At 70.7% G+C, this 18024-nt stretch carries 19 protein-coding genes; 6 read left to right on the forward strand and 13 right to left on the reverse strand.

The features are described from left to right. Positions 1-48 precede the first annotated feature (48 nt). On the reverse strand, positions 49-510 hold the full coding sequence (locus ABEA53_RS15200) for a hypothetical protein (RefSeq protein ID WP_345482153.1): 462 nt from the start codon (positions 508-510) through the stop codon (positions 49-51). A gap of 757 nt (positions 511-1267) precedes the next feature. Beyond that, entirely contained in the window at positions 1268-1417 is a 150-nt protein-coding gene (locus ABEA53_RS15205) for a hypothetical protein (protein WP_345482154.1), read from the reverse strand. Between the two features lie 252 nt (positions 1418-1669). Here ABEA53_RS15205 and ABEA53_RS15210 point away from each other — a divergent pair, with 252 nt between their 5' ends. From ABEA53_RS15210 to ABEA53_RS15230, 5 genes are all read left to right on the forward strand, one after another. Beyond that, entirely contained in the window at positions 1670-2320 is a 651-nt protein-coding gene (locus ABEA53_RS15210) for a hypothetical protein (RefSeq protein WP_345482155.1), read from the forward strand. A 98-nt stretch (positions 2321-2418) separates the two neighbouring features. After that, positions 2419-2673 (forward strand): hypothetical protein, encoded by a 255-nt coding sequence (locus ABEA53_RS15215; RefSeq protein ID WP_345482156.1) that lies wholly within the window; start codon positions 2419-2421, stop codon positions 2671-2673. A gap of 511 nt (positions 2674-3184) precedes the next feature. Then, on the forward strand, positions 3185-3586 hold the full coding sequence (locus ABEA53_RS15220) for a plasmid mobilization protein (protein ID WP_425550638.1): 402 nt from the start codon (positions 3185-3187) through the stop codon (positions 3584-3586). Beyond that, positions 3583-5238, forward strand: coding sequence for a relaxase/mobilization nuclease domain-containing protein (locus tag ABEA53_RS15225; RefSeq protein ID WP_345482158.1), 1656 nt, complete (start codon positions 3583-3585; stop codon positions 5236-5238). Before ABEA53_RS15220 ends, ABEA53_RS15225 begins: the two co-directional genes overlap by 4 nt. 39 nt (positions 5239-5277) lie before the next feature. Further along, positions 5278-6288 (forward strand): hypothetical protein, encoded by a 1011-nt coding sequence (locus tag ABEA53_RS15230; RefSeq protein WP_345482159.1) that lies wholly within the window; start codon positions 5278-5280, stop codon positions 6286-6288. 60 nt (positions 6289-6348) lie between these two features. Here the strand turns inward: ABEA53_RS15230 and ABEA53_RS15235 are convergent, their stop codons facing one another. The 9 genes from ABEA53_RS15235 to ABEA53_RS15275 form a co-directional block, all read right to left on the reverse strand. Beyond that, the gene (locus tag ABEA53_RS15235) at positions 6349-6816 is read right to left on the reverse strand and encodes a DUF4913 domain-containing protein (protein WP_345482160.1); all 468 of its coding nucleotides are present in this window, start codon (positions 6814-6816) and stop codon (positions 6349-6351) included. Beyond that, positions 6806-8644 carry a type IV secretory system conjugative DNA transfer family protein gene (locus ABEA53_RS15240; RefSeq protein ID WP_345482162.1) on the reverse strand — a complete coding sequence of 613 codons (1839 nt, stop codon included), beginning with the start codon at positions 8642-8644 and terminating at the stop codon, positions 6806-6808. Before ABEA53_RS15240 ends, ABEA53_RS15235 begins: the two co-directional genes overlap by 11 nt. 53 nt (positions 8645-8697) lie before the next feature. Then, positions 8698-10137 (reverse strand): ATP/GTP-binding protein, encoded by a 1440-nt coding sequence (locus ABEA53_RS15245; RefSeq protein WP_486303792.1) that lies wholly within the window; start codon positions 10135-10137, stop codon positions 8698-8700. Positions 10138-10478: 341 nt separating this feature from the next. Continuing rightward, positions 10479-12002, reverse strand: a complete 1524-nt coding sequence (locus tag ABEA53_RS15250; RefSeq protein ID WP_345482164.1) for an SCO6880 family protein — start codon at positions 12000-12002, stop codon at positions 10479-10481. After that, positions 11999-13525, reverse strand: coding sequence for a TrbL/VirB6 family protein (locus ABEA53_RS15255; RefSeq protein WP_345482165.1), 1527 nt, complete (start codon positions 13523-13525; stop codon positions 11999-12001). Before ABEA53_RS15255 ends, ABEA53_RS15250 begins: the two co-directional genes overlap by 4 nt. Then, the gene (locus ABEA53_RS16980; RefSeq protein ID WP_486303793.1) at positions 13522-14250 is read right to left on the reverse strand and encodes a DUF8175 domain-containg protein; all 729 of its coding nucleotides are present in this window, start codon (positions 14248-14250) and stop codon (positions 13522-13524) included. The genes ABEA53_RS15255 and ABEA53_RS16980 overlap by 4 nt, the downstream gene beginning before the upstream one ends. A 46-nt stretch (positions 14251-14296) precedes the next feature. Further along, positions 14297-14617, reverse strand: a complete 321-nt coding sequence (locus tag ABEA53_RS15265; protein WP_345482167.1) for a hypothetical protein — start codon at positions 14615-14617, stop codon at positions 14297-14299. Between the two features lie 63 nt (positions 14618-14680). Further along, positions 14681-15805, reverse strand: coding sequence for a hypothetical protein (locus ABEA53_RS15270; RefSeq protein WP_345482168.1), 1125 nt, complete (start codon positions 15803-15805; stop codon positions 14681-14683). 41 nt (positions 15806-15846) lie between these two features. Further along, the gene (locus tag ABEA53_RS15275) at positions 15847-16194 is read right to left on the reverse strand and encodes a hypothetical protein (RefSeq protein WP_345482170.1); all 348 of its coding nucleotides are present in this window, start codon (positions 16192-16194) and stop codon (positions 15847-15849) included. Between the two features lie 297 nt (positions 16195-16491). On the opposite strand from ABEA53_RS15275, the gene ABEA53_RS15280 reads away from it, so the two are divergent. Further along, the gene (locus ABEA53_RS15280) at positions 16492-16815 is read left to right on the forward strand and encodes a helix-turn-helix domain-containing protein (RefSeq protein WP_345482172.1); all 324 of its coding nucleotides are present in this window, start codon (positions 16492-16494) and stop codon (positions 16813-16815) included. A gap of 6 nt (positions 16816-16821) precedes the next feature. Here ABEA53_RS15280 and ABEA53_RS15285 read toward each other — a convergent pair whose 3' ends face one another. Continuing rightward, positions 16822-17238, reverse strand: coding sequence for a hypothetical protein (locus ABEA53_RS15285; RefSeq protein ID WP_345482173.1), 417 nt, complete (start codon positions 17236-17238; stop codon positions 16822-16824). 7 nt (positions 17239-17245) lie between these two features. Beyond that, on the reverse strand, positions 17246-18024 hold a 779-nt coding region (locus ABEA53_RS15290; RefSeq protein WP_345482174.1), incomplete at its 5' end, for a DUF6545 domain-containing protein.

Below are 18024 nucleotides of genomic sequence, written 5' to 3' on the forward strand. Positions count from 1 at the left end.
ACGGGTAGTTCCCTCTAGCGCAGGGCGTTCGCGAGAACGGCTGCATGGTCAGCTGTCGCCGCTGTTGCTCGTGGTAGCTGCTCGGTTGCTCGTTACGACGGTGCCTTCATCCTTCAGGTCGATGTAGAGCACGCCGTCCTCAATACGCACGGGACGACGCACCGAGACCTCCGTGGGGATGTTGTAGTAGTTCGTGAACGCTGTCGCTGCTACGAGCAGTGTTGCCCCCTCGTTCTTCTGCCCTCCCACGCTGCGGAACTTGTATGCGTGTGGAACGTCGACGTCAACTGGCCGAACGGCGATGAGGCGAGCCTGAGGGTTGTAGAGAAGCTCAACCGCCTCTGGAGCTCCGAGCGCGGCGTGTGCGGCTTTGTTGAAGGACAGGAGGCCTCGCTTCTGCACTGTCACGTACGGGTTCTTCCCGAGCGGGACCATCCGCTTGGTAAACGTCTCAAAACCTGGTAGCTCGGCCACCATTCCCCCTTCCGGCCCGACGTGGAGAGAGTACACCGCGCCTCCGACAGGCGCCGGAGTGTCAATCGCTTTTCTGTATGCGTGGTCCAATGAGGGCGTAGAGCCGTGTGCTGTGTCGGGTGCGGCTTGTGCGCCCTGACTTCGCTCTCTTGTGGCGGCGTGGGTGCCCGCCACAAGATGACTCGTCCCACTTCCTCGGAGGTGAGACGTCGTGCAAGCGGCGCCCACCGCGCCCGAGGAGCCATGCGCCAGCGCAGCGGGCTGGCCGGCGGCGCGTCGATGTGCTCGCCGGCGAGGCTGAGCAGGAAGGCGGCGGTGCCGAACCAGGCCATGACGTTGCCTGTCAGTGCCGCCCATGCCGTTCCTGGTCGCTTCTGCACCTGCCCCGAGCATTCTCGTGTGACTTGGCGTCGCGGCGTGGTCCTCAGTTTGTTCGGGTGACTGCGGAGGCCCAAACCCATGCCTCCTGGGGCTCGGGGTTGGTGCCGGCCCAGCGGACTTGCACGCAGCGGGTGTTCCAGGCGATGGCGTGCCCGGCGACTCGGATCAGGGTCACGCCGACCTCGACGTACGCGTGCACCGGTTGCGGCGAGGCTGCTGGGGTCACCGGACCGCCCGCAGCCGTCACGAGTTCGATGGGAAGGGAGCTGGGCTGCAGGGCGCGCGCCTCCGCACGAGCGTTGTCCTTCTGTCGCGAGATCGAGTCGCCATACCGCCGATTCGACCCCACTACTAGAACATACGTTCTAGCTGCGGCGACGGCGAAGTGAGACGCGCCGCATGAGCCGCTAACTCACGCGAGCTGCGAGTAGACGCAATCCGGGACGGGGCACTGCCAGCGGGCGTCGCTGCCCTCCGCGTCCGTGCCGGCGACGACGAGCCGTGTCGTGGGGTGGAGGGGGCAGCGCGGCGTCTCGAGGGAATCGAACTCGTCGTCGGCCATCGCGGAAGCGTAGAGCGATAGTGGCGGTCGATGAAGGACGCGGGTCGAGCGCACCTGCGGTGCGACGGCTGCTTACTGCCACCCGGTGGGTGGCCTTTCGGCTGGTGAGTGTGCGCGACGTGCTCGGCCGTGCAAGGGCGCCTTCGGCGTCACTCACGTGAGCAGTCCACTTCGCTCCCTGCCCCTTGCGCGTCCTGCGCGCGCCGCTGAGCCCGGCTGGTGCCGAAAGGCACTGGACGGGAGGAGCAGGACATGGGACAGGGCAAGCGGACCTGGAGCGATCTGCAGGCGGATCGGTTCTTCGCGGGCTTCGCGGATCCGACGCCGGAACTGGTCGCGGCGGTCGAGTCGGAGCGCGGCGGTGATCTGACGGCAGTGGTCGCGGAGTCGGTCGGGTACTGGGACCGAAAGATGGCGGCGCGGGCCGCGCGACGACAGGAGCGGGACCGGTTCCGGGCGGCGGAGCGTGCTCGCGTCTTCGCTGAGTCGGCGCTGGTGCACGGCCCGAACGAGCGCGCACGTCTCACTCCCGCGACCGAGCCGTCTGCGCTGCTGCTGCCGGAGGCACGTTTCGTGCTGCTGACAGATGCGGAGTACGAAGACACCCGTCGCTGGTGGCTGCGGCTGGAGAACCCGAGCGCCGCGCACAGGCTGGGTATCCGGATCCGCCGCGAGGTCCGCAACGCGGAGCAGGAGCAGCGGAAGACGGACCGCGCAGCAGCGGCGTGGCGGTTGGAGGAGCGGGCGTTCGAGCGGGCGCAATGGCGGGAGGTAATCGCGAACCGGAACTCGCGTCCAGCGCGAAAGCGGGCGAATCAGTGGATCGCGATCGAAGAGGACCGCGCCCTCGCGATCGCGATGGCAGCACTGGAGAACGAGGCTCCTCCACAGGGTCGGAACTGACGTTCCAGCGAGTGGAGGGCGGCCGCGTCGACGGAGCGACGCGGCCGCCCTCCAGGCTCACCCCCATGCACCCTGTCGCTCCGTCATCCCTTCCGCCGATGCTGCTGCTGAAGCTCGCGGTCGCCGACCTCCCGAACGACGACCGCGACAGCCCGACCCGCACCGTGTGGGTCAATCCGCTGCAGATCGAGACGGTCGTTGAGTACGTCACCTGGAACGAGCTCGACCCTCTCCTGTGGCTTGAGCTCACTCTCGCCAGCGGGGCCGTGCTCTACAACCTCGTCGGCCCGGTAGCACCAACCGAGCTGATGGCCGCAGCCGAGCACGCGGTCGAGCATCTGCTCTCCGCGTGAGCTGACCGAACGAGCGAAAGAGCCAGTCACGCCGGCGGCCCGAGACAGGCTGGTGGCGCTTCGGAAAGAGCACTGACCGCGGCGCGGGCGCGTGCTCCCGGGCCGCGGGTTCGCGCGAGCAGCGATAGCGGCCGCCTCCTGACGAGGCCGTGCACCGGTCGCACTCTTCGCACATCGGGTGCAGGCCTCGGTGACGGTGCGACCGGTGTGCGGGCGGACAAGTGGGGTCCCGCTGTCCACCTGTGGGCGGGACGAGCGCGAAGCGGACATGCTCGTGCCGTCCACAGGTGGTCAGGGGGAGCCTGCCGGCGGAAGTGGAAGTGGAGTTCGCGCCACGGCGCTCACCGGTGGTGTTGATCAGGATGGAGGGAGCAGGATGAGGGAGCAAGCAATAGACATAGGTGCCCTATGTCGGCCCTCGGGCTTCCGCTCCGCGGGTCCGGGGCGCACACTGGGCGTGTGGTCCCCACGCTGTGGGGTCGCTGCGCTGGGCCGGAAGAAGGGGTGCGGGATGAGCGATGAGGCTGCTCGTGGCCCCGTGTTCGGTCGTCGGCGTCGCGCGAACGCGGACGGCGAGGGTAGCCGGGCCAAGCGGTACGTGGTGAAGGTCACCCCGGAGGAGGACCTGGCTCTGCGGTCCCGGGCGGCGGTGCGGGACGTCACGGTCGCGCGGCTGCTGTTCGAGTCCGCGATGGACGCCGGGATCGTGACGGCCGCGGAGCGCAAACAGGCGATCGTGATGCTGTTCAAGCTGCAGCGGCAGATGGCATCGGTGGCCAACAACGCCAACCAGATCGCCAGATACGCCAACACGGAGGGGCGGTTTCCGGCTGAGGCGACCTCGGTGCTGGCGGAGTACCGGGCCGTGGTGGCGGAGATCCGCGAGGCGATGGCGGCGGTGAACCGGACGTGATCGCCAAAGTGACGCGCGGGGCCGACATGGCCGGGCTGATGACCTACCTGGCTGGGGCGGGGCGGTCGAACGAGCACACCGAGCAGCACCTGATCGCCGGCGACTCGGCGGTGATGACGATGTACGGCTACGACACCCTCGACCGCGCGACCGCGGTCGCCATCGCCGGTGATCTGGACGCGCCCCGCCGCGAGCTCGGGGTGGACGTGACTCGCCTGGTGGTGCGATCGGACCCAGCGTCGGAGGAGCTGATCAAGGCGCGGGTGGACGCGTCGGTGTGGCACTGCTCTCTGTCCCTCGGTGCGGACGAGGGGCAGCTGACCGACGAGCAGTGGGGTGCGATCGCGCAGGGGTTCGTGGACCGGATGGGGTTCACCGAAACGTCCGGGCATGCCCCGTGTCGGTGGGTCGCGGTCCGGCACGGGGTGTCGACGGCCGGCAACGATCACGTGCACCTGGCGGTATCGCTGGTCCGCGAGGACGGCACGAAAGCCTCGACCCACAACGACTTCCAACGAGCGATGGCCGCGGTCCGAGAGCTCGAGCAGGCACACGGGTTGAAGCCCCTGACCCCGGGCCGGGAGAAGGCGTTCCCGCAGCGGGAGGAGACCCGCCCCGCACGCGAGGCCGCCGCCCGACGGGGAGCGATGGAGGTGGATGCGAAGCGGCTCGAGCGCACCGTGCGGGCCGCCGCCGTGGCGTCGCTGGACGAGGGGGAGTTCGTCCGTCGCCTCCGCCGCGAGGGAGTGCTGGTCCGACCCAGATTCGCTGCAGGCCGCGACGACGTGGTTACCGGCTATTCGGTGGCGCTGCGGCCGGATGCGGGCCGGCAGCCGGTGTGGCACGGGGGACTGCGGCTGGCACGGGACCTATCCCTGCCCGAACTCCGGAAGGGCTGGCCGGACCGCCCCGAGTCCGCCAGCGCGGCAGTAGCGGAGTGGCAGGCCACCCGCCGCAACCCGGCCCGGTACCAGCCGGCAGCGCCCGGGCGGGAGGCCGCCGAGCTCGACCCGGCACTGTTCAGCAAGCACGCGCAGGAGATGACGCGGCTGCACGACTACCTCGCCCAGGTCCCGGCGGACGACTATGCGACTTGGGCGCACGTCGCGCGGGACACCGCCGGCGCTTACGCGGCCTGGTCCAGGCGGCTCGAGCCGACCCCCGGCCCGCTGGCGGACGCGGCCCGCACCCTGGCGCGGTCAGCGCAGCTGCGACCGAGTGAGTCGCGGCCGCGTCCTGTCGCGATGCCGTCGATGGCGAACGCGGCCGCGCTGATCGCCGCGCACGCCTCCAAGGGCAGCAACGCCACCGCGGAGGCGTTGCTGTTCCGGCAGCTGGCCCAGACCACCCTGTCGGTCGTCCGCGCCGCCCAGGCCGCCGGCGACGCCCGACGTGCGGCTGAGCTCGCCACCTCGATGCGGGAGCAGCTGCGCGGTGTCCGCGATGCCTACGTTGTGCAAGAGCGCAGCAACCTTCTCGCGGCCATGTCCCCGCAGGACCGGGCGGTCTACGAGCGTGCGGAAGTCGCCGCCGGCCGCGGCGGCCCGCTGCCGGCACGCCTCGCGCCCACCGGTTCGACTGCGACGACTGATCTGGCGGGGGCGACTCCTGCCCGTCCGGTGTCGTCGCGTCGGGACGAAGCCGAACGATGACACGGAAGGTGACCCGCCATGGCTGATCCAGACGCGAGCGTGGAAGAGGAGCTCGGCCAGGCCGCGCGGCTGGCGATCGCCGTCGCTAGTCAAGCCGCTGACCGCCTCGCCCGAGCCCGGCAGGAGCTCGCCGTCCAGGCTCAGCGCCGCTCCGAGCAGGAGTACCGCCAGCTCGACGCCCGCTTCCGCGCCGAGGCGGCCGTCGCCGGCGCGCGACTGTCCGCCGTCGAGCGACCCGACTGGTGGGACAGGGCGGACGTACCCCAGATCGCGGCCATGCACGACCTCGCCCAGCAGTGGCAGCAGCACGACCCCCACGCAGCGATCGCGGCTGAGACCATCGCACGACAGGTGCGGGACCGCTACGGCATCGACGTGGCCGCCCCCGGGGCTGATCCGCAGCAGATCCGCGCGGCGCTGGCTCACCTCGAGCTGGACCGCGCCGGGCAGGCACCGACCCACGACACCACCGCCGGTGACGTCGCGCAGGCGATCCAGGCCGTCCGAGTGGCCGATCTCCGCGACCCCATCACCCCGGGCACCACCAGCACCGACCCGGAGACCGGAGCGATAGACCGCAACCCCAATCCGATCTTGATGAACCGGGCTGCAGAGCTCGAGGTGGAAGCCACCGAGTTCGAGACCCTGGCCGGTCAGGGCGGCACCGACCTCTCGACGCCCGAAGAACTGCGGGCGATGGCCGCGGACAGCCGAGCACAGGCGATGCAGCACCGCGACCAGGCCGCCGGCCCCCAGCCCAAAGCCGTCGGCTACGAAGCGCCCGCCGCAGCCCCAGCGCCGGCGACGGCTGCCGCTGCAGCCGTCGCGGCACCCAGCTACGACAGCGACGAGCGGCGGCAAGCCACCGCCGGACGGATGCGAGAGCAGGGGGTGCCGGAGGACGCGATCGCCGTCGCGATGCGGGCCGACGTCGCGCAGGGCCGGCCGGCCGCCGACGCGGTCGCCTCCACACGCCGACAAGGGGTACCCGCGACCAGGCAAGCCGCCGCGCGGACGCGCAGCACTCAGCGGCCGGATCGGTCGCGCTAGCGCCCGTCGCGGCCGTCGAAGCCACATGGAAGAGGGCGAGCCCGCGCCTGAACCCGCCCTCTACCAGTCGCCGTCGGATCGGAAGTCCGGTGCGAATCGGCCCGCCGGAGGTCGCTGATAAGGCAGTGGTGCTCCGACGTCGTTCTCGTCCGTCGCCCCGGCGAACGGCCCGTCCTGGGCCAGAAGCGCGCTCATGTGCGGGGTCGCATGGTTCAGCCACCAACTGCTCATTCCCACACCGGGATCAAGGCGCGCGACCTCCCAAGCGCGCCAAAGAGCCTCGAGGCGCTGCACGGCCTCATCGACGGTCCACCAGTCAGCTTTCCACCGTCCGGTTCCGCTGCCTCGGGATGAGACGCGGCGGCGGTAGCTGAACAGCCAGTACCGGCGCAGCCACTCGTCCGCCGACCCGTAGAACGTGGTCGGCTCCTCCTCCGAAGTCGGCGACGACGCCGCGGGCTCCTGCGGATCCCGGTCGACCTCGCCCGTGATGCGGTCGACGCTGTCGAAGGGGTCCTCATCCGTCATCTCGGCCGCCCGCGTCCTGACCGGCGGCACTACTCGCGGCGGGCGGCAACGGCCCGTCGCCTACCTGCACGATGGACCGCACATCCCGCGCCGGCACTGGTCGCGGGGCCGCCGGACTGGGCGACGGCCGAGCCGGCTCGGCGCCGGGCGCCATCGCCGGCCGAGCGGCTACGGGGTCGTGAGCGGCGATCGAGGCGCGGATCCGGGCGACCTGTTCCTTGGGTCCGACGTACCAGGGGATGGTGCGGAGGAGGGCGGCGCGGGTACCGGTGGCAAGCATGACAGCGCGGCCACGGGGCATCGAGCCGAGTTCGTCGACGGTGAGGATCTTCTCCCGCTTGAGAGCGCTTGAGGTGGAGCGGACCCCTCGGTTGTAGCTGGCCGAGGTGGTCTCCCGGTCGTACTCGCCGATGAGCTCGGCGAGGTTCTGTAGGAAATCGTTCTCCTTCACGCTCCCGAGGTAGAGAAACACGTTGGAGGCGGACCAGAGCTTCAGCATCCCTTCCCGGCCGAACACCGCGACGCCCTGAGACCAGGACTGGAAGACGGACATGATCGGGATGCCGCGGGACCCGAAGTGGGAGTACAGGTCCGGGAGGTCGCGCCACCGGCACACATTGGCGGCCTCATCCAGGATTGCCACCAGCGGCGCCTGCAGGCGTCCGCCGGCGGAGGCGTCGGCGAGGTCGGTCGCGGCCTCGAGAGTTGCGGCGGTGAGGGCGGTGACGAGGGGGCCGGCGGTCCCGGCGCCCTCCTTGGACAGGGAGTAGAGCGTGCCGGCACCACGCACGAAGGCGTCGGGGTCGAACTGCGGGCGCGGGTCGCTCGTGCCGCGCGGATTGACCCAGTCAGTGACAGCCGTGTTCTTCAGGCAGGCCGCCATCTCCTGGCCGGTGGAGTAGACCGACCCGCGGAGCTTGTCGGTGGACTGGATCACGCCGAGGACGGCGTCGGCGATAACGGGGTAGCCGCCCGTCCGCAGAAGCCGGACGGGCTCTTCCTCGGTGGGGTCGGTGAGCCAGGTGAACACGGTCCGGATCGGGCGGCCGCTGACGGCTGCGGCCAGCAGCAGGCCAGCGAGGAGGTTCTGGCCGGCGGAGTCGAAGAACGCGTCAGTTTTGGCATCGGTGGCGCGGGACCCGGAGGCGAAGTACTGGGCGAGCTTCGCGGCGCGGGTGTCATCGGTGACGTAGGACAGCGGGTCCCACCACCAGGTGGCGGCTTGCCGAGCGACGGCCTGCGGGTCGAACACCCACACGGGGCCTGCGTCGGCGCGGAGGTCACGGGTGGCGTCGAGGACGTCGCGCTTGTTCGAGGTCGTAACCACAGCGCCGGGCGCGGCGAGGATCGCGGGAATCACCAGCGAGGTCGACTTCCCGACCCGGGGGCCAGCGACAACGGTCACCATGTCCTCGAAGGAGGAGTAGAGCATCCGCCCGCCGGTCAGCATCCGGCCGATCGGGATCCCAGCCGACCCGGCGACGCCGAGGCGGGCGGACTTACGGCGGGCCTGACGCTCCTGCATCCCGGTCAGCTGCTTCGGCAGCGCCATGTAGCGGGCCGCGTGGTCCACGTTCGTCCGGCCCCGCCGGGCGAGTGTCCGCAGCCAGCCGATGTAGCCGGCCAGAACCGCCAGCGTGGTCGCGCAGGCGACAGCGATCGGCGTGGAGGCGGCCGGCCAGGTGATCGTGCCGCGGATCAAGCCGGCGACGATGTCGAGCGGGCTGCGGGGCAGCGACCGGTTCACGTCCGCGATCCGGGACCCGACCGCGACCGACACCCAGACGGTCCCGACCACGGAGGCGCCGAGGCCGATGGCCGCCAGCACCAGCCCGTCGTCGCCGGCACGACCGGGCTCGCGACGTCGGTTGTTCCGGGCTGTCATGGCAGCACCTCCACATCGACCGGATCGGACGGCGCGGCGGCGTTCTGACGGCCGGCGCGGGAGGTGGTGTGCCAGAGCTTGTTGGTGTCGTTGACCTCGAGCTCCGCTCGGGTGAGTTCGACCCGGATGGGGATACCGGGCCGGCCGCCGACCTTGATCAGGAACCTGCCCCGGCCGGGAGGTTCGGCTTCGTGTCCGGTAACTGCATCCCAGGCCGGCGGGTCCTGCCAGGAGGCGAGCATCTGCTGCTCGGCGCCCGACATCGGGACCGCGGCGGTCAGCTGCGGCATCTCCGCCCCTGGCAGGCCCCCGCAGATCACCATGCCGGCGCGCTCGACGAACCCGCGGGCCTTCATCCGGTCCTCCTCGCTCGGCAGCGCGAGCAGGTCGGACATAGTGTGCGAGATCATCGCCAGCCCGACGCCGCGGGCGCGATTCAGGCGGGTGAGGGCGTCGACCCGGTCGACCATGCCGCGGCCGGCGCGCAGTGCCCGCCAGAGCTCGTCGAGGATCACGAAGTAGTGCCGCTGCGGCTCCAGTCCCGCATCGGCCAGTGCAGTGGCGACGTTGACAGTGCCGAATCCGGCGGACCAGCAGGCCAGCAGGATCGCGGCCTGCAGGTCGGACTCGGAGTCGTCGATCGAGGACACGTCGTAGACCACGGGCCGGTCCCGCCGCATCGGCGTCGTGGTGGGCCGGCTGAACACCTCGCCCAGGCGCCCGCCGGTAGTCAGGCCGATCAGCGACGCCTCGAGGTCCTCCGTGATTGCCCGGTAGCGGTTCAGGTCGCCGCGGTCGAGCGCGACCTGGCGGACCTCATCGGGGGCCTGCCGGATCACGGCGAGGAGGTCCGCCAGTACCGGGATGCCCTCGTGGTGCTCGTCCAGCCACTTCAGTGCCCGGTCGACGATCGCCTCCTCCCGGTCTGTCGGGGGAGCAGCCCTGAGGATCGTCAACAGCGCCGCGATCATCGTGTGCCGGCGCCCGTGTGCATCGGCGAGGACTTGGGCGGCCAGCCGGGTGACCTTCAGCCCCTCAGCACGGAGCGTCGCCGCGGCGGACCCGACCGCCGCCGCGGCGGCGCGGTTGAGGCGGTCGGCCTCGCCCTGTAGGCGGGCAGCGGCTGCATGGGCCTCGCCCGGATCGAGGATGTTCAGGTAGCCCCGACCGCGGCCGAGCGTGATCACCTGACCGTCCAGAGCTCGGATCAGGTCGACGTAGTCGGGTTTGAGGTCCCCGAGCACCAGCGGCAGCGTCCCGTAACCCGCAAGACCCGTGGCCATCCGACGGGTCAGCGACGACTTGCCCAGTCCCGGCTTACCGAGCACGAACATCGAGGGGTTCGAGAGCAAGTTCGCCCGCTGGAACCAGGAGATCGGGTCGCAGCACACGGACGCGCCGGTGGCGAGGTTCTTCCCCAGCGGCACCCCGATCATCGGGGTGCCGGTTCCGACGGAGAACGGGTACAGCCCGCAGACCTGCACCGTCGTCCCGCGGAACTCGTCGGCGGCGACGACATTGACCGCCTGCCCGCCGCCGCGGCCGAGCCAGCCCCGCAGGGTCGGTCGCAGCGGACGGGTCGGCTTCGGTTCGGTCTGCGCTCGATCCGTGCCGTGTGGGATCGATCGGGCTCGACGCTGCCGCTTCCGGGCGCCGTCCCGCGCGAGGCTGACCGTCCTGGCTTCGGCGGGGCCGCCCCACGGCCCGACGTCCGCCGGCGTTCCGGCGTCCTCGCCCGAGGCGGGGTCCTGCTGGGTGCGGTGCGGGTCGGTGGTGGTCACAGGGCTTCCCGCACTTCGGTCGGCAGACGCAGGTGCCGGGGCAGGACGATTCCGAGCGGGAGACCTGCGGCGAAGACGGTGTCCTGCGCGCCGTAGGCCGGACGGACTCGGAGGCGAGCGGAGGCGGTGAGGGAGTCGATTGCCGCGTGTGCCTCGGCCTGGAGGGCGGGATCGAGGGTGGTGGCGGTGACGATCAGACCGAAGTTCAGCAGGCCGGCGCCAGCTGCCTCCTCTGCTGCCGTCGCCTGCGCGGACCGGGTCGACAGCGTCGAGCGAGCGGTGGGCTTTGCGGACGACGAGCTGTTGAATCGAGCAGCGTTGAGGTCCGCTTCCACGATGGCGGCCGCGCGGGCGGCCTCGATCGGCCTATAGAGCAGAGTGACCCGCTTGCGGGCGATGTCGCGGTGCGGAGCCAGCAGCCGGGCCAGGATCCCGGACTGCACCACGCCCCGCGGCGGGGAGGTCATCGTCCACGACGTGGAGACGGCCGAGTCGTGCCGGTACGACTCCCACCGGGTGTCGGCCGCGGCCGGTCCAACGTCGGTCCACGACAGGGCCGGCACGTCGCCCGCTGCGCGGGCTTGGTCGATCAGGACGCCAGCAGCGGGGTCGTACGCGACCCGCACCACCTCGCACAGCTCCTGGGCGGACAGCGGTCGGGCAGCGCCGGCACCGGTGGCGCCGAGCGATGAGGTGAGGCCGGGCAGACGCGCGGCGAGATCGGTCGCGACCTCGTCCGAGGTGCGGCGCTTCCCGCCGATGCGGGACACAGAGTTGAAGGTGATGGCGATGTAGGCCCGGATGGTGGCGGAACCGACCGGGTAGGCATCGACGACCTCGCCGAGCATCGCTCGTGCGAACGTGGGTGCGTCGGCATCGAGGGAGCCTTCGACCTCGGACCGGAGCCGCGTGCCGGTGTCGGGGGCGGTCTCGACCGTCACGGAGGCGGCTTCGATGCCGGGCTCGTCGCCGAGGTTCGCCAGCCAGATCCCGTATTCGGCCACCTGGTTGTCGACCTGGTCTGCGTCGACGAGCGCGGCGCCGTCAGGTTCGGTGCCGATCACGACCGTGTAGTGGCGGGTCGAGGGCATGTGCACTAGCGCGAAGCGACGCCCGTGAGAGTCTTCGTGCTCGGTCAGCCGCGATGCGGCGGCCAGCCCCGGCAGCTGGTAGGTGCCCCACTTGGCCCGTCCCGCAGGCCCGGACCGGTAGAGGTTCGCGCCGCGGCTCTTGGTGCGGATCCAGTTCATGCGGTTGACGCTCCGTCCCAGGGCCGACTGCCCGTGCTTGTCCTTCACCGACACCGCCGCCAGCACCAGGCCGAATCCGGCCGCGACGATCAGTGCACGACCGAAGCCGGCGATCATCACGGTCAGGATCGAGATCGCGATCCCGGCGAACAGCACCCCGGTTGCAACCATCCCCAGCCCGCCGAGGCCCGCGGTCTGCGGTCGCCGCCAGTTGCCGTAGGTCCGCGGGCCGTCGATGTCTCGGGCTCTCGCCGTGGTGGTGGTCGTCATGCTGCAGTTCCCTCGCCGCCGGTGTGCTGTTCAGTCGCCGCCTGCACCGCCGATGCGGCCTGCTTGCCGCCCTTGACCGCCGCTCCCGCGGCCAGCAGTCCGATCCCGACCGGACCCGCCGCGGCGGCCCCGCCCGCCGCGGCTCCACTTCCGGCGGACGTGCCACCTGCAGCACCAGCGGCCATGCCGCCGGACGGGGACAGGCCGCCGCTGGCCGCGGCCACACCGCCGGGCGCGCTGCCGCCGCTAGGTGCTGCGCTGCTGCCGTGTGCGCGGATCGCGCCGGAGGCGACCTCGCCCGCACCGGCGATACCGGCAGCGCCCAGGAGCAGTCCGCCGGAGCCGCCGCCGCCGATCGAGGCGACGGCGGGAACCAGGAAGCGCATCAGGGCAGGCAGCGCGACCAGGGCGATGAGCATCAAGGCCAGCCCGGTGACGATCTGGAACAGGCCGGTGCCGTCTGACTTGAACAGATCCGTGCCGGTGAGCCTGAACGCGATCGCGTAGACCAGGGCCGCGGCGGGCTTGTAGAGGACGAACGCGATCGTCCAGCCAATCGCCTTCTTGAACCAGACCCGCCCCGTCTCGAGGTTCGTGAACGACGATGCCACCGGCAGCACACCGGCCAGCAGCACGAGCATCGCTCCGCGGAAGACCATCAGCGCGATCTGGATGTAGGTCATCAGCAGGGCGAGGATCCCGAGCAGGAACAGCCCGATCGTGCCGATCGGACTCGTCGCAGTCAGCGCGATCATCGTCGCGACGTTGGTGCCGAAGCAGTTCGATTCGCCATTCGTGACGTCGCAGTTGGTGGAGTTGTTCAGCACCCAGACCGAGAACTGGTCCCCGGCAGCCACCGTCAGGCGGATCACCACAAGACCGGCACCCGCGACGGCGATCAAGGTCAGCACGGAGGCGGCGAGGTCACGGACCGGCATCGCCCGCTGCGTCCAGGCCATCCGTCCGCCGGCGATCAGCACGGACAGCACAGCGAGACCGGCGGTGTACCACTCCAGCTGGCCCTGCACCCATCCAACGACGGAGGACGCCTGGTTGCCGGCCAACACCCGCGGCAGGAAGCCGGATACTAGCGCGGAGGCCGAGGAGATCAGCAGGACCCCCAGGACGATCACGCCGAGCCGTGCGGTGTGGGTCTCGCCGTCGCCGTGGCGGCGGCGGCTCGCCATCATCGCGCCGGCCACGATCAGCGAGGCGACCGCGACCCCGAGCGACACCCACGTCACGTAGCCGAGGACCTGGACGAACGCGGCGCCACCTGGAGGACTACCGCCAGCGGCACCACCTCCGGCGTCGACCACGGTCACGGGGGAGGGCAGGTAGACCCAAAGGGTTCCGAGGGAAGCGATCGCCTTCCCGTATCCCTCCAGGATGTTGTTCACGAACTGCTGCAGCGCGTCGTTCGTGGCTGCCGAGACGACGTCCCCGGCGACGTTCTTGGCGTTGCAGAGTGCGTCGAGGGGCGCGCATGGCGCCGCGGTCGCCGCACCGAGGGCCCCGGTCACTCCTCACCCGCCCACGGGATGTAACCGGCGAGGCTGTTGAGGCTGGAGGCGCCGAAGACGGCGGAGCCGTCGTCCGCGAGCTGCACCTTCCAGTCCCGGCCGTCCCACGCCAGCGGCGCCGGGAGGCTCACGAGCTCGCCGGTGTTGAGGTGGAAGGCGAGGTCGACCGTGGCGGTCGTGCCGCTGTACGAGGTCACCTTGAATCCTGCGATCTGGGCTCGGAGGCCCGTGTTGCTGGTGGGGATGTTCGCCTTGAGCGCCGCGTCGCGGCCGGTGCCTGCGGCGGTCTGCTGCTCGAGCAGCGGCTTGTTCAGGCGGGGGTCGGTACCCATCGCCCAGATATTCGCAACGGCGAACAGCGCGCCCGCGACGGTGTGGGCGTAGCAGGACCGGAGTCCGTCGCTGCTGGTCGTGCCGGGGCCGGTCTGGGCAGCCGAGGGAGCGGACATCGTGCCGACGGTGGTCCACGTCGTCGCCGGCGCGGAGGCCAAGGTCGCTTCGGGGCGGTCGAAGCCGGGCAGGCCACACACGCTGGTCTGACCAACCGGAATCGTTCGTGGCGCACTCGACGGCGATGCGGGAGCGGACGGTGCAGAGGCCCCGCCGCTCCCGTCTCGACCGAGCCCGATGCCGACGGCGAGCACGATGGCGACGAGCACGAGCACGCCGATGACGCCGACGATGAGACGCCGCCGAGGGGGACGTCCTGACGCGGTGTCGTTCACCTGCTCACCATTTGCCTGCTGCTCGTGTTCGGGCCGGATGCGTGAATCAGACGAGGAAGCCGACGATGGTGAAGGCGGCGCCGATGATGATCACGCCGATCAGCAGACGACCCAGCCATCCGCCGATCTCACCGCCCTCGCCTCGACGGGCGGAGATCGTCATCGAGGCACCCAGCAGGATCAGACCGAGCACCGCGACGCCGAGAGCGACCCACTTCGCCCAGCCCATGACGGTCTGGAAGGCCGCGAAGCCCGGCGGCATGGTGCCGTCGCCGGGGTCCGGCACAGCGGCGAGGTGCGGCGCCGCGGCGTCGGCGAGGTGGGGGAGAGACGCCAGCACCGTTGGGACGGCCAGCAGTACGGACATGTGATGCTCCTTCGTTCTCGGGAGGGCCCGGCCGCAGGCGCGGACGGTGAGGTGTGGGGCCGATCAGCTGCCGGCGGGGAGGTTCAGCGGCTTGCCGTCGGTGAAGGCGACGTCGAGGTGCAGGTGGTCGCAGGTGTCAGAGAACTGGGTCATGTTCGGCAGCACGACCGGGGTCCGGCACTCGACCTGACCCGCCCGAGCGCCGGTGGGCATGAGCGGTGCGAGGGCGTGCAGGAACGTCATCGACTTCCCGTCGCCGCCGGTGAGCGCGGACCCGCCGAGGCTGTAGAAGTCGACCGCCTCGCCACCGCCGTTGATCCAGTGTGCCGACCCGGTACCCGCTCCCAGCAGCGAGCCGGTGCACTGACGGTTCAGGTCGGAGACCCCCACGGTGTGGAACTGCTGCAGCGCGAGGGTGATGATCTGCAGCACCCGCGGGTCCAGCCCGCACATCGCCGAGGCAGTGCCGTCGGCGACGTGGCGGATCTCGTCCGCGTACCGCGGCTCCAGCAGCGTGAGCCGCCCCGCGTCCATCTGCTTGACCAGATCCCCGGCCAGCTGCCGTGCGTCGCCGCTCACCGCGCATGCGGCTTCGGAGACGTCCGACGTCGGGGTATCCGCTGGTGCGGCCGCGCTCGTCGACGGCGCGGCGGTCGTGACCGTGCTGCTGAGGCTGCGGAAGTAGGCCAGGATCGCCGCTGCCTGCCCGCCGAACTGCGCGTAGTAGTAGGGATCGGCGTTGCCCTGCACCCGGTTGATCGCCAGCGTCGGCGCGAGCTGCTCCCAGCCGTGCACAGTGATCAGCCGCTTGTAGAACAGCGTCGCCGAGGAAGTCGGGTTCATCCGTTCGGCGACAGAGCCCCACCAGTGCTGCTGCTGGAACAGGCCGATCGAGTCTGCAACCGACCCGTCGGGGTTGATTGCCCCGTCGCCGTAGTCGATGTTCACCAGCGATACCTCGCCTATCGCCGCCTGGATCCCCAACGCCTGCCCTGCTCCGTCGAGGCCGAGCGCCGAGGCGGCGTTGGCGATTGCGGCGGCGTTCACCAGCTGGTCGTGGCCAAAGCCACGGAGTCTCGCGCTGGCGGGGATCGTCTTGGCGTCGATCGGGCCGGTGCTTGCGCCGCTGCACGCGGCCTGCGCCGGCGCAGCGGTTCCGAAGAAGAGCACCCACAGCAGCAGCGCCACCGCCACGACGGGAGCTAGCACGAACCCGGTGCGCATGACCATCAGAGGTCATGTCTCGGGAGCACGATGCGGCCGACGCGCCACGGCGCGTGGCCGCTCGGCCGTTGCGCCAGTACCAGGCAGGTTCCGGCGTCCGTGGGGACACGGATCGTCTGTGTGAACCCGTCACCGTCGGTCGGGCTTGCCGCGCCGGTCACTCGGTGGCACGGCACTCGATCGGGCAGGACGGTGGCGTAAGCGGAGGCTGCGTCGTCCGTCAGGTAGTGCTTGAGCGCCGACAGCCAGGCGTCAGGCGTCAGGGTCGGGCGGCAGAAGGCCGCCAGTGTCTCGGAGGCGATCGCGACCGCTGATGCGCGACTGGTCGTAGAGACCGACTGCTCCTCGTCCACGGGGGCACTCGACGAAGCTCGGGGCGGGGCCGATTGCGTCGGAAGAGGCCGCGTCGCCGCTGACGACGTGAGCGAGACGGCCCCCGGTTCGGGCGCAGATGTGCAGCCCGTGAGAGCGCACACGACGACAACGGCCGCGCACGCTCCGGCGACTCGCTGACGGGTACGGCCGGCGCCACTACGCATCGAGCACCCCCACCCGTACGGGCTGCAGTCTGCCCGTTTTCTATCAACCTACGATAGACCTACCCTACGACGATAGAGAAGCGGTGCGAGGGGGTGCGCGAAGATGTTGCGATGCCCTCGGACCCGACGCCGCGCGAGCCCGGCGCCGAAGACGAGGTGCTGATGGCCGTCCGCGGCATCGGCCATCCAGCGGCCGCAGCGATCATCCGATTCCTCGCGGGGAACGATCGCGCCCAGATCGGACAGATCATCAGCGGCGCAGGACTCGTCCGACCGACGGTGAATCGTCACCTGAGAGATCTGCGGAAGCTCGGGGTGATCGAAGCTGAAGTCACCGTCGGAAGCGCACCGAAGTACTCGCTGAACCGGCACCGGGTGGAGCAGATCACCCAGGCTCACCTGGCGTACATGCTCGGCGAGGAATTGCCCGACTGAGCCGCGTCAGTCGGCGGCTTCGCCGAGGATGCGCGTGATCTCCTGCAGGGTCTCGGGAGAGACGCTGCCGAGCTTACGGGTGGCATAGAGCCGGACCTCGCGCATCCGGACCTGTCGCAGGAGCTCAAGCTGCTGCTCCAACGCTTCAGGGATCGGTCCGGCGCGGTCGAGCAGGTAGGTGGCATCGATTTCAAAGAAGGCAGCGAGGCCGGCCATCAGGTCCCGGCCGCCGTTCACCCGCTCGCCAGCCCGCCCGGCCAGCAGGTAGGTCCACCGGGACTGGCTGAGGCTGATGCCGCGTTCGGCGAGGAAGTCCCGCACCATCGCGTAGGTCGCCCGGGTGCCGTCGTGCGGGATCGTGTCGAGCAGCAGGTTGAGTCTGCGGCCGAGCTCCTCGCTGTCGAGGGGGCCGGCGCCGTTCACTTCTGACTCACCGGGCTTGGTCCACGTGCCGGGCCGCCGAACGGGCGGGGGCGAACATGCGCTGCATGGTGGCGACGCGCTCCCGTTCCTGGTCCGTCAGCTGGAGCCGATCGAGGCGGACCGCGTCCTCGATCTCTATCCAACGACGGTAGAGCGTCGCGCTGCCTCCGAGCGAGGCCCTCGTGGTCGAGGGCAGCACAACCTCCGGTGCAGAGGCGACCGCTCGGCGCCACAGCGGCCGGGTCGCGATATCCAGCCCGGCGGCTCGAATGCGGGCAGCGACGTGCGGCAAGTTCGTCAGCGCCAAGCCGAGGAACACCGCCGCACCACCGACCAGTGCCAGCACGGGCCCCAACCGATCTGGCGCGCCGCCCGCGCCAGCAGCGATCGCCCTAATCGCCTGCGCGATCGCGTTGGCGCACCATGCCAGCGCCACCACGCAGCCAACGACCACCAGCGTCGTACCGACCCGCGCGAGACTCCAAGGCCGGCCGCGGGTCTGCGCGTGCTGCGTGATGATCGCCGTGCAGGCGAGGCCCGCCAAGGCGAGCCAGAGCACGCCCGCGTAGACGACGAACAACGGACTCGCGATCGCTTCGGTTAGATGCGAATCCAACCCGCCCCACCCGGCCATCGTGCTGCCAGCCACGAACAGGCCCGCCTGCAGCACGCACGCCACCCCTGTCGCCACGGCGACCATGCGCCGGCCCAGGCGCCCGTCGTGGGCCGGTGTCGCCGAGAGCACGAGCAGCAGGAACGCGCCGATGCCAGTCACGGTCAGCAGGT

The organism is Amnibacterium soli, assembly GCF_039544415.1.
GTDB lineage: Bacteria > Actinomycetota > Actinomycetes > Actinomycetales > Microbacteriaceae > Amnibacterium > Amnibacterium soli.

Excerpts from the sequence above, each read along its gene's own strand:
- ABEA53_RS15215 (WP_345482156.1), top strand. The coding sequence starts at position 2,419 with ATGCTGCTGCTGAAGCTCGCGGTCGCCGACCTCCCGAACGACGACCGC.
- ABEA53_RS15205 (WP_345482154.1), bottom strand. The coding sequence starts at position 1,417 with ATGGCCGACGACGAGTTCGATTCCCTCGAGACGCCGCGCTGCCCCCTC.
- ABEA53_RS15245 (WP_486303792.1), bottom strand. The coding sequence starts at position 10,137 with ATGATCGGGGTGCCGCTGGGGAAGAACCTCGCCACCGGCGCGTCCGTG.
- ABEA53_RS15280 (WP_345482172.1), top strand. The coding sequence starts at position 16,492 with ATGCCCTCGGACCCGACGCCGCGCGAGCCCGGCGCCGAAGACGAGGTG.
- ABEA53_RS15250 (WP_345482164.1), bottom strand. The coding sequence starts at position 12,002 with ATGACGACCACCACCACGGCGAGAGCCCGAGACATCGACGGCCCGCGG.
- ABEA53_RS15210 (WP_345482155.1), top strand. The coding sequence starts at position 1,670 with ATGGGACAGGGCAAGCGGACCTGGAGCGATCTGCAGGCGGATCGGTTC.
- ABEA53_RS15265 (WP_345482167.1), bottom strand. The coding sequence starts at position 14,617 with ATGTCCGTACTGCTGGCCGTCCCAACGGTGCTGGCGTCTCTCCCCCAC.
- ABEA53_RS15220 (WP_425550638.1), top strand. The coding sequence starts at position 3,185 with ATGAGCGATGAGGCTGCTCGTGGCCCCGTGTTCGGTCGTCGGCGTCGC.
- ABEA53_RS15235 (WP_345482160.1), bottom strand. The coding sequence starts at position 6,816 with ATGACGGATGAGGACCCCTTCGACAGCGTCGACCGCATCACGGGCGAG.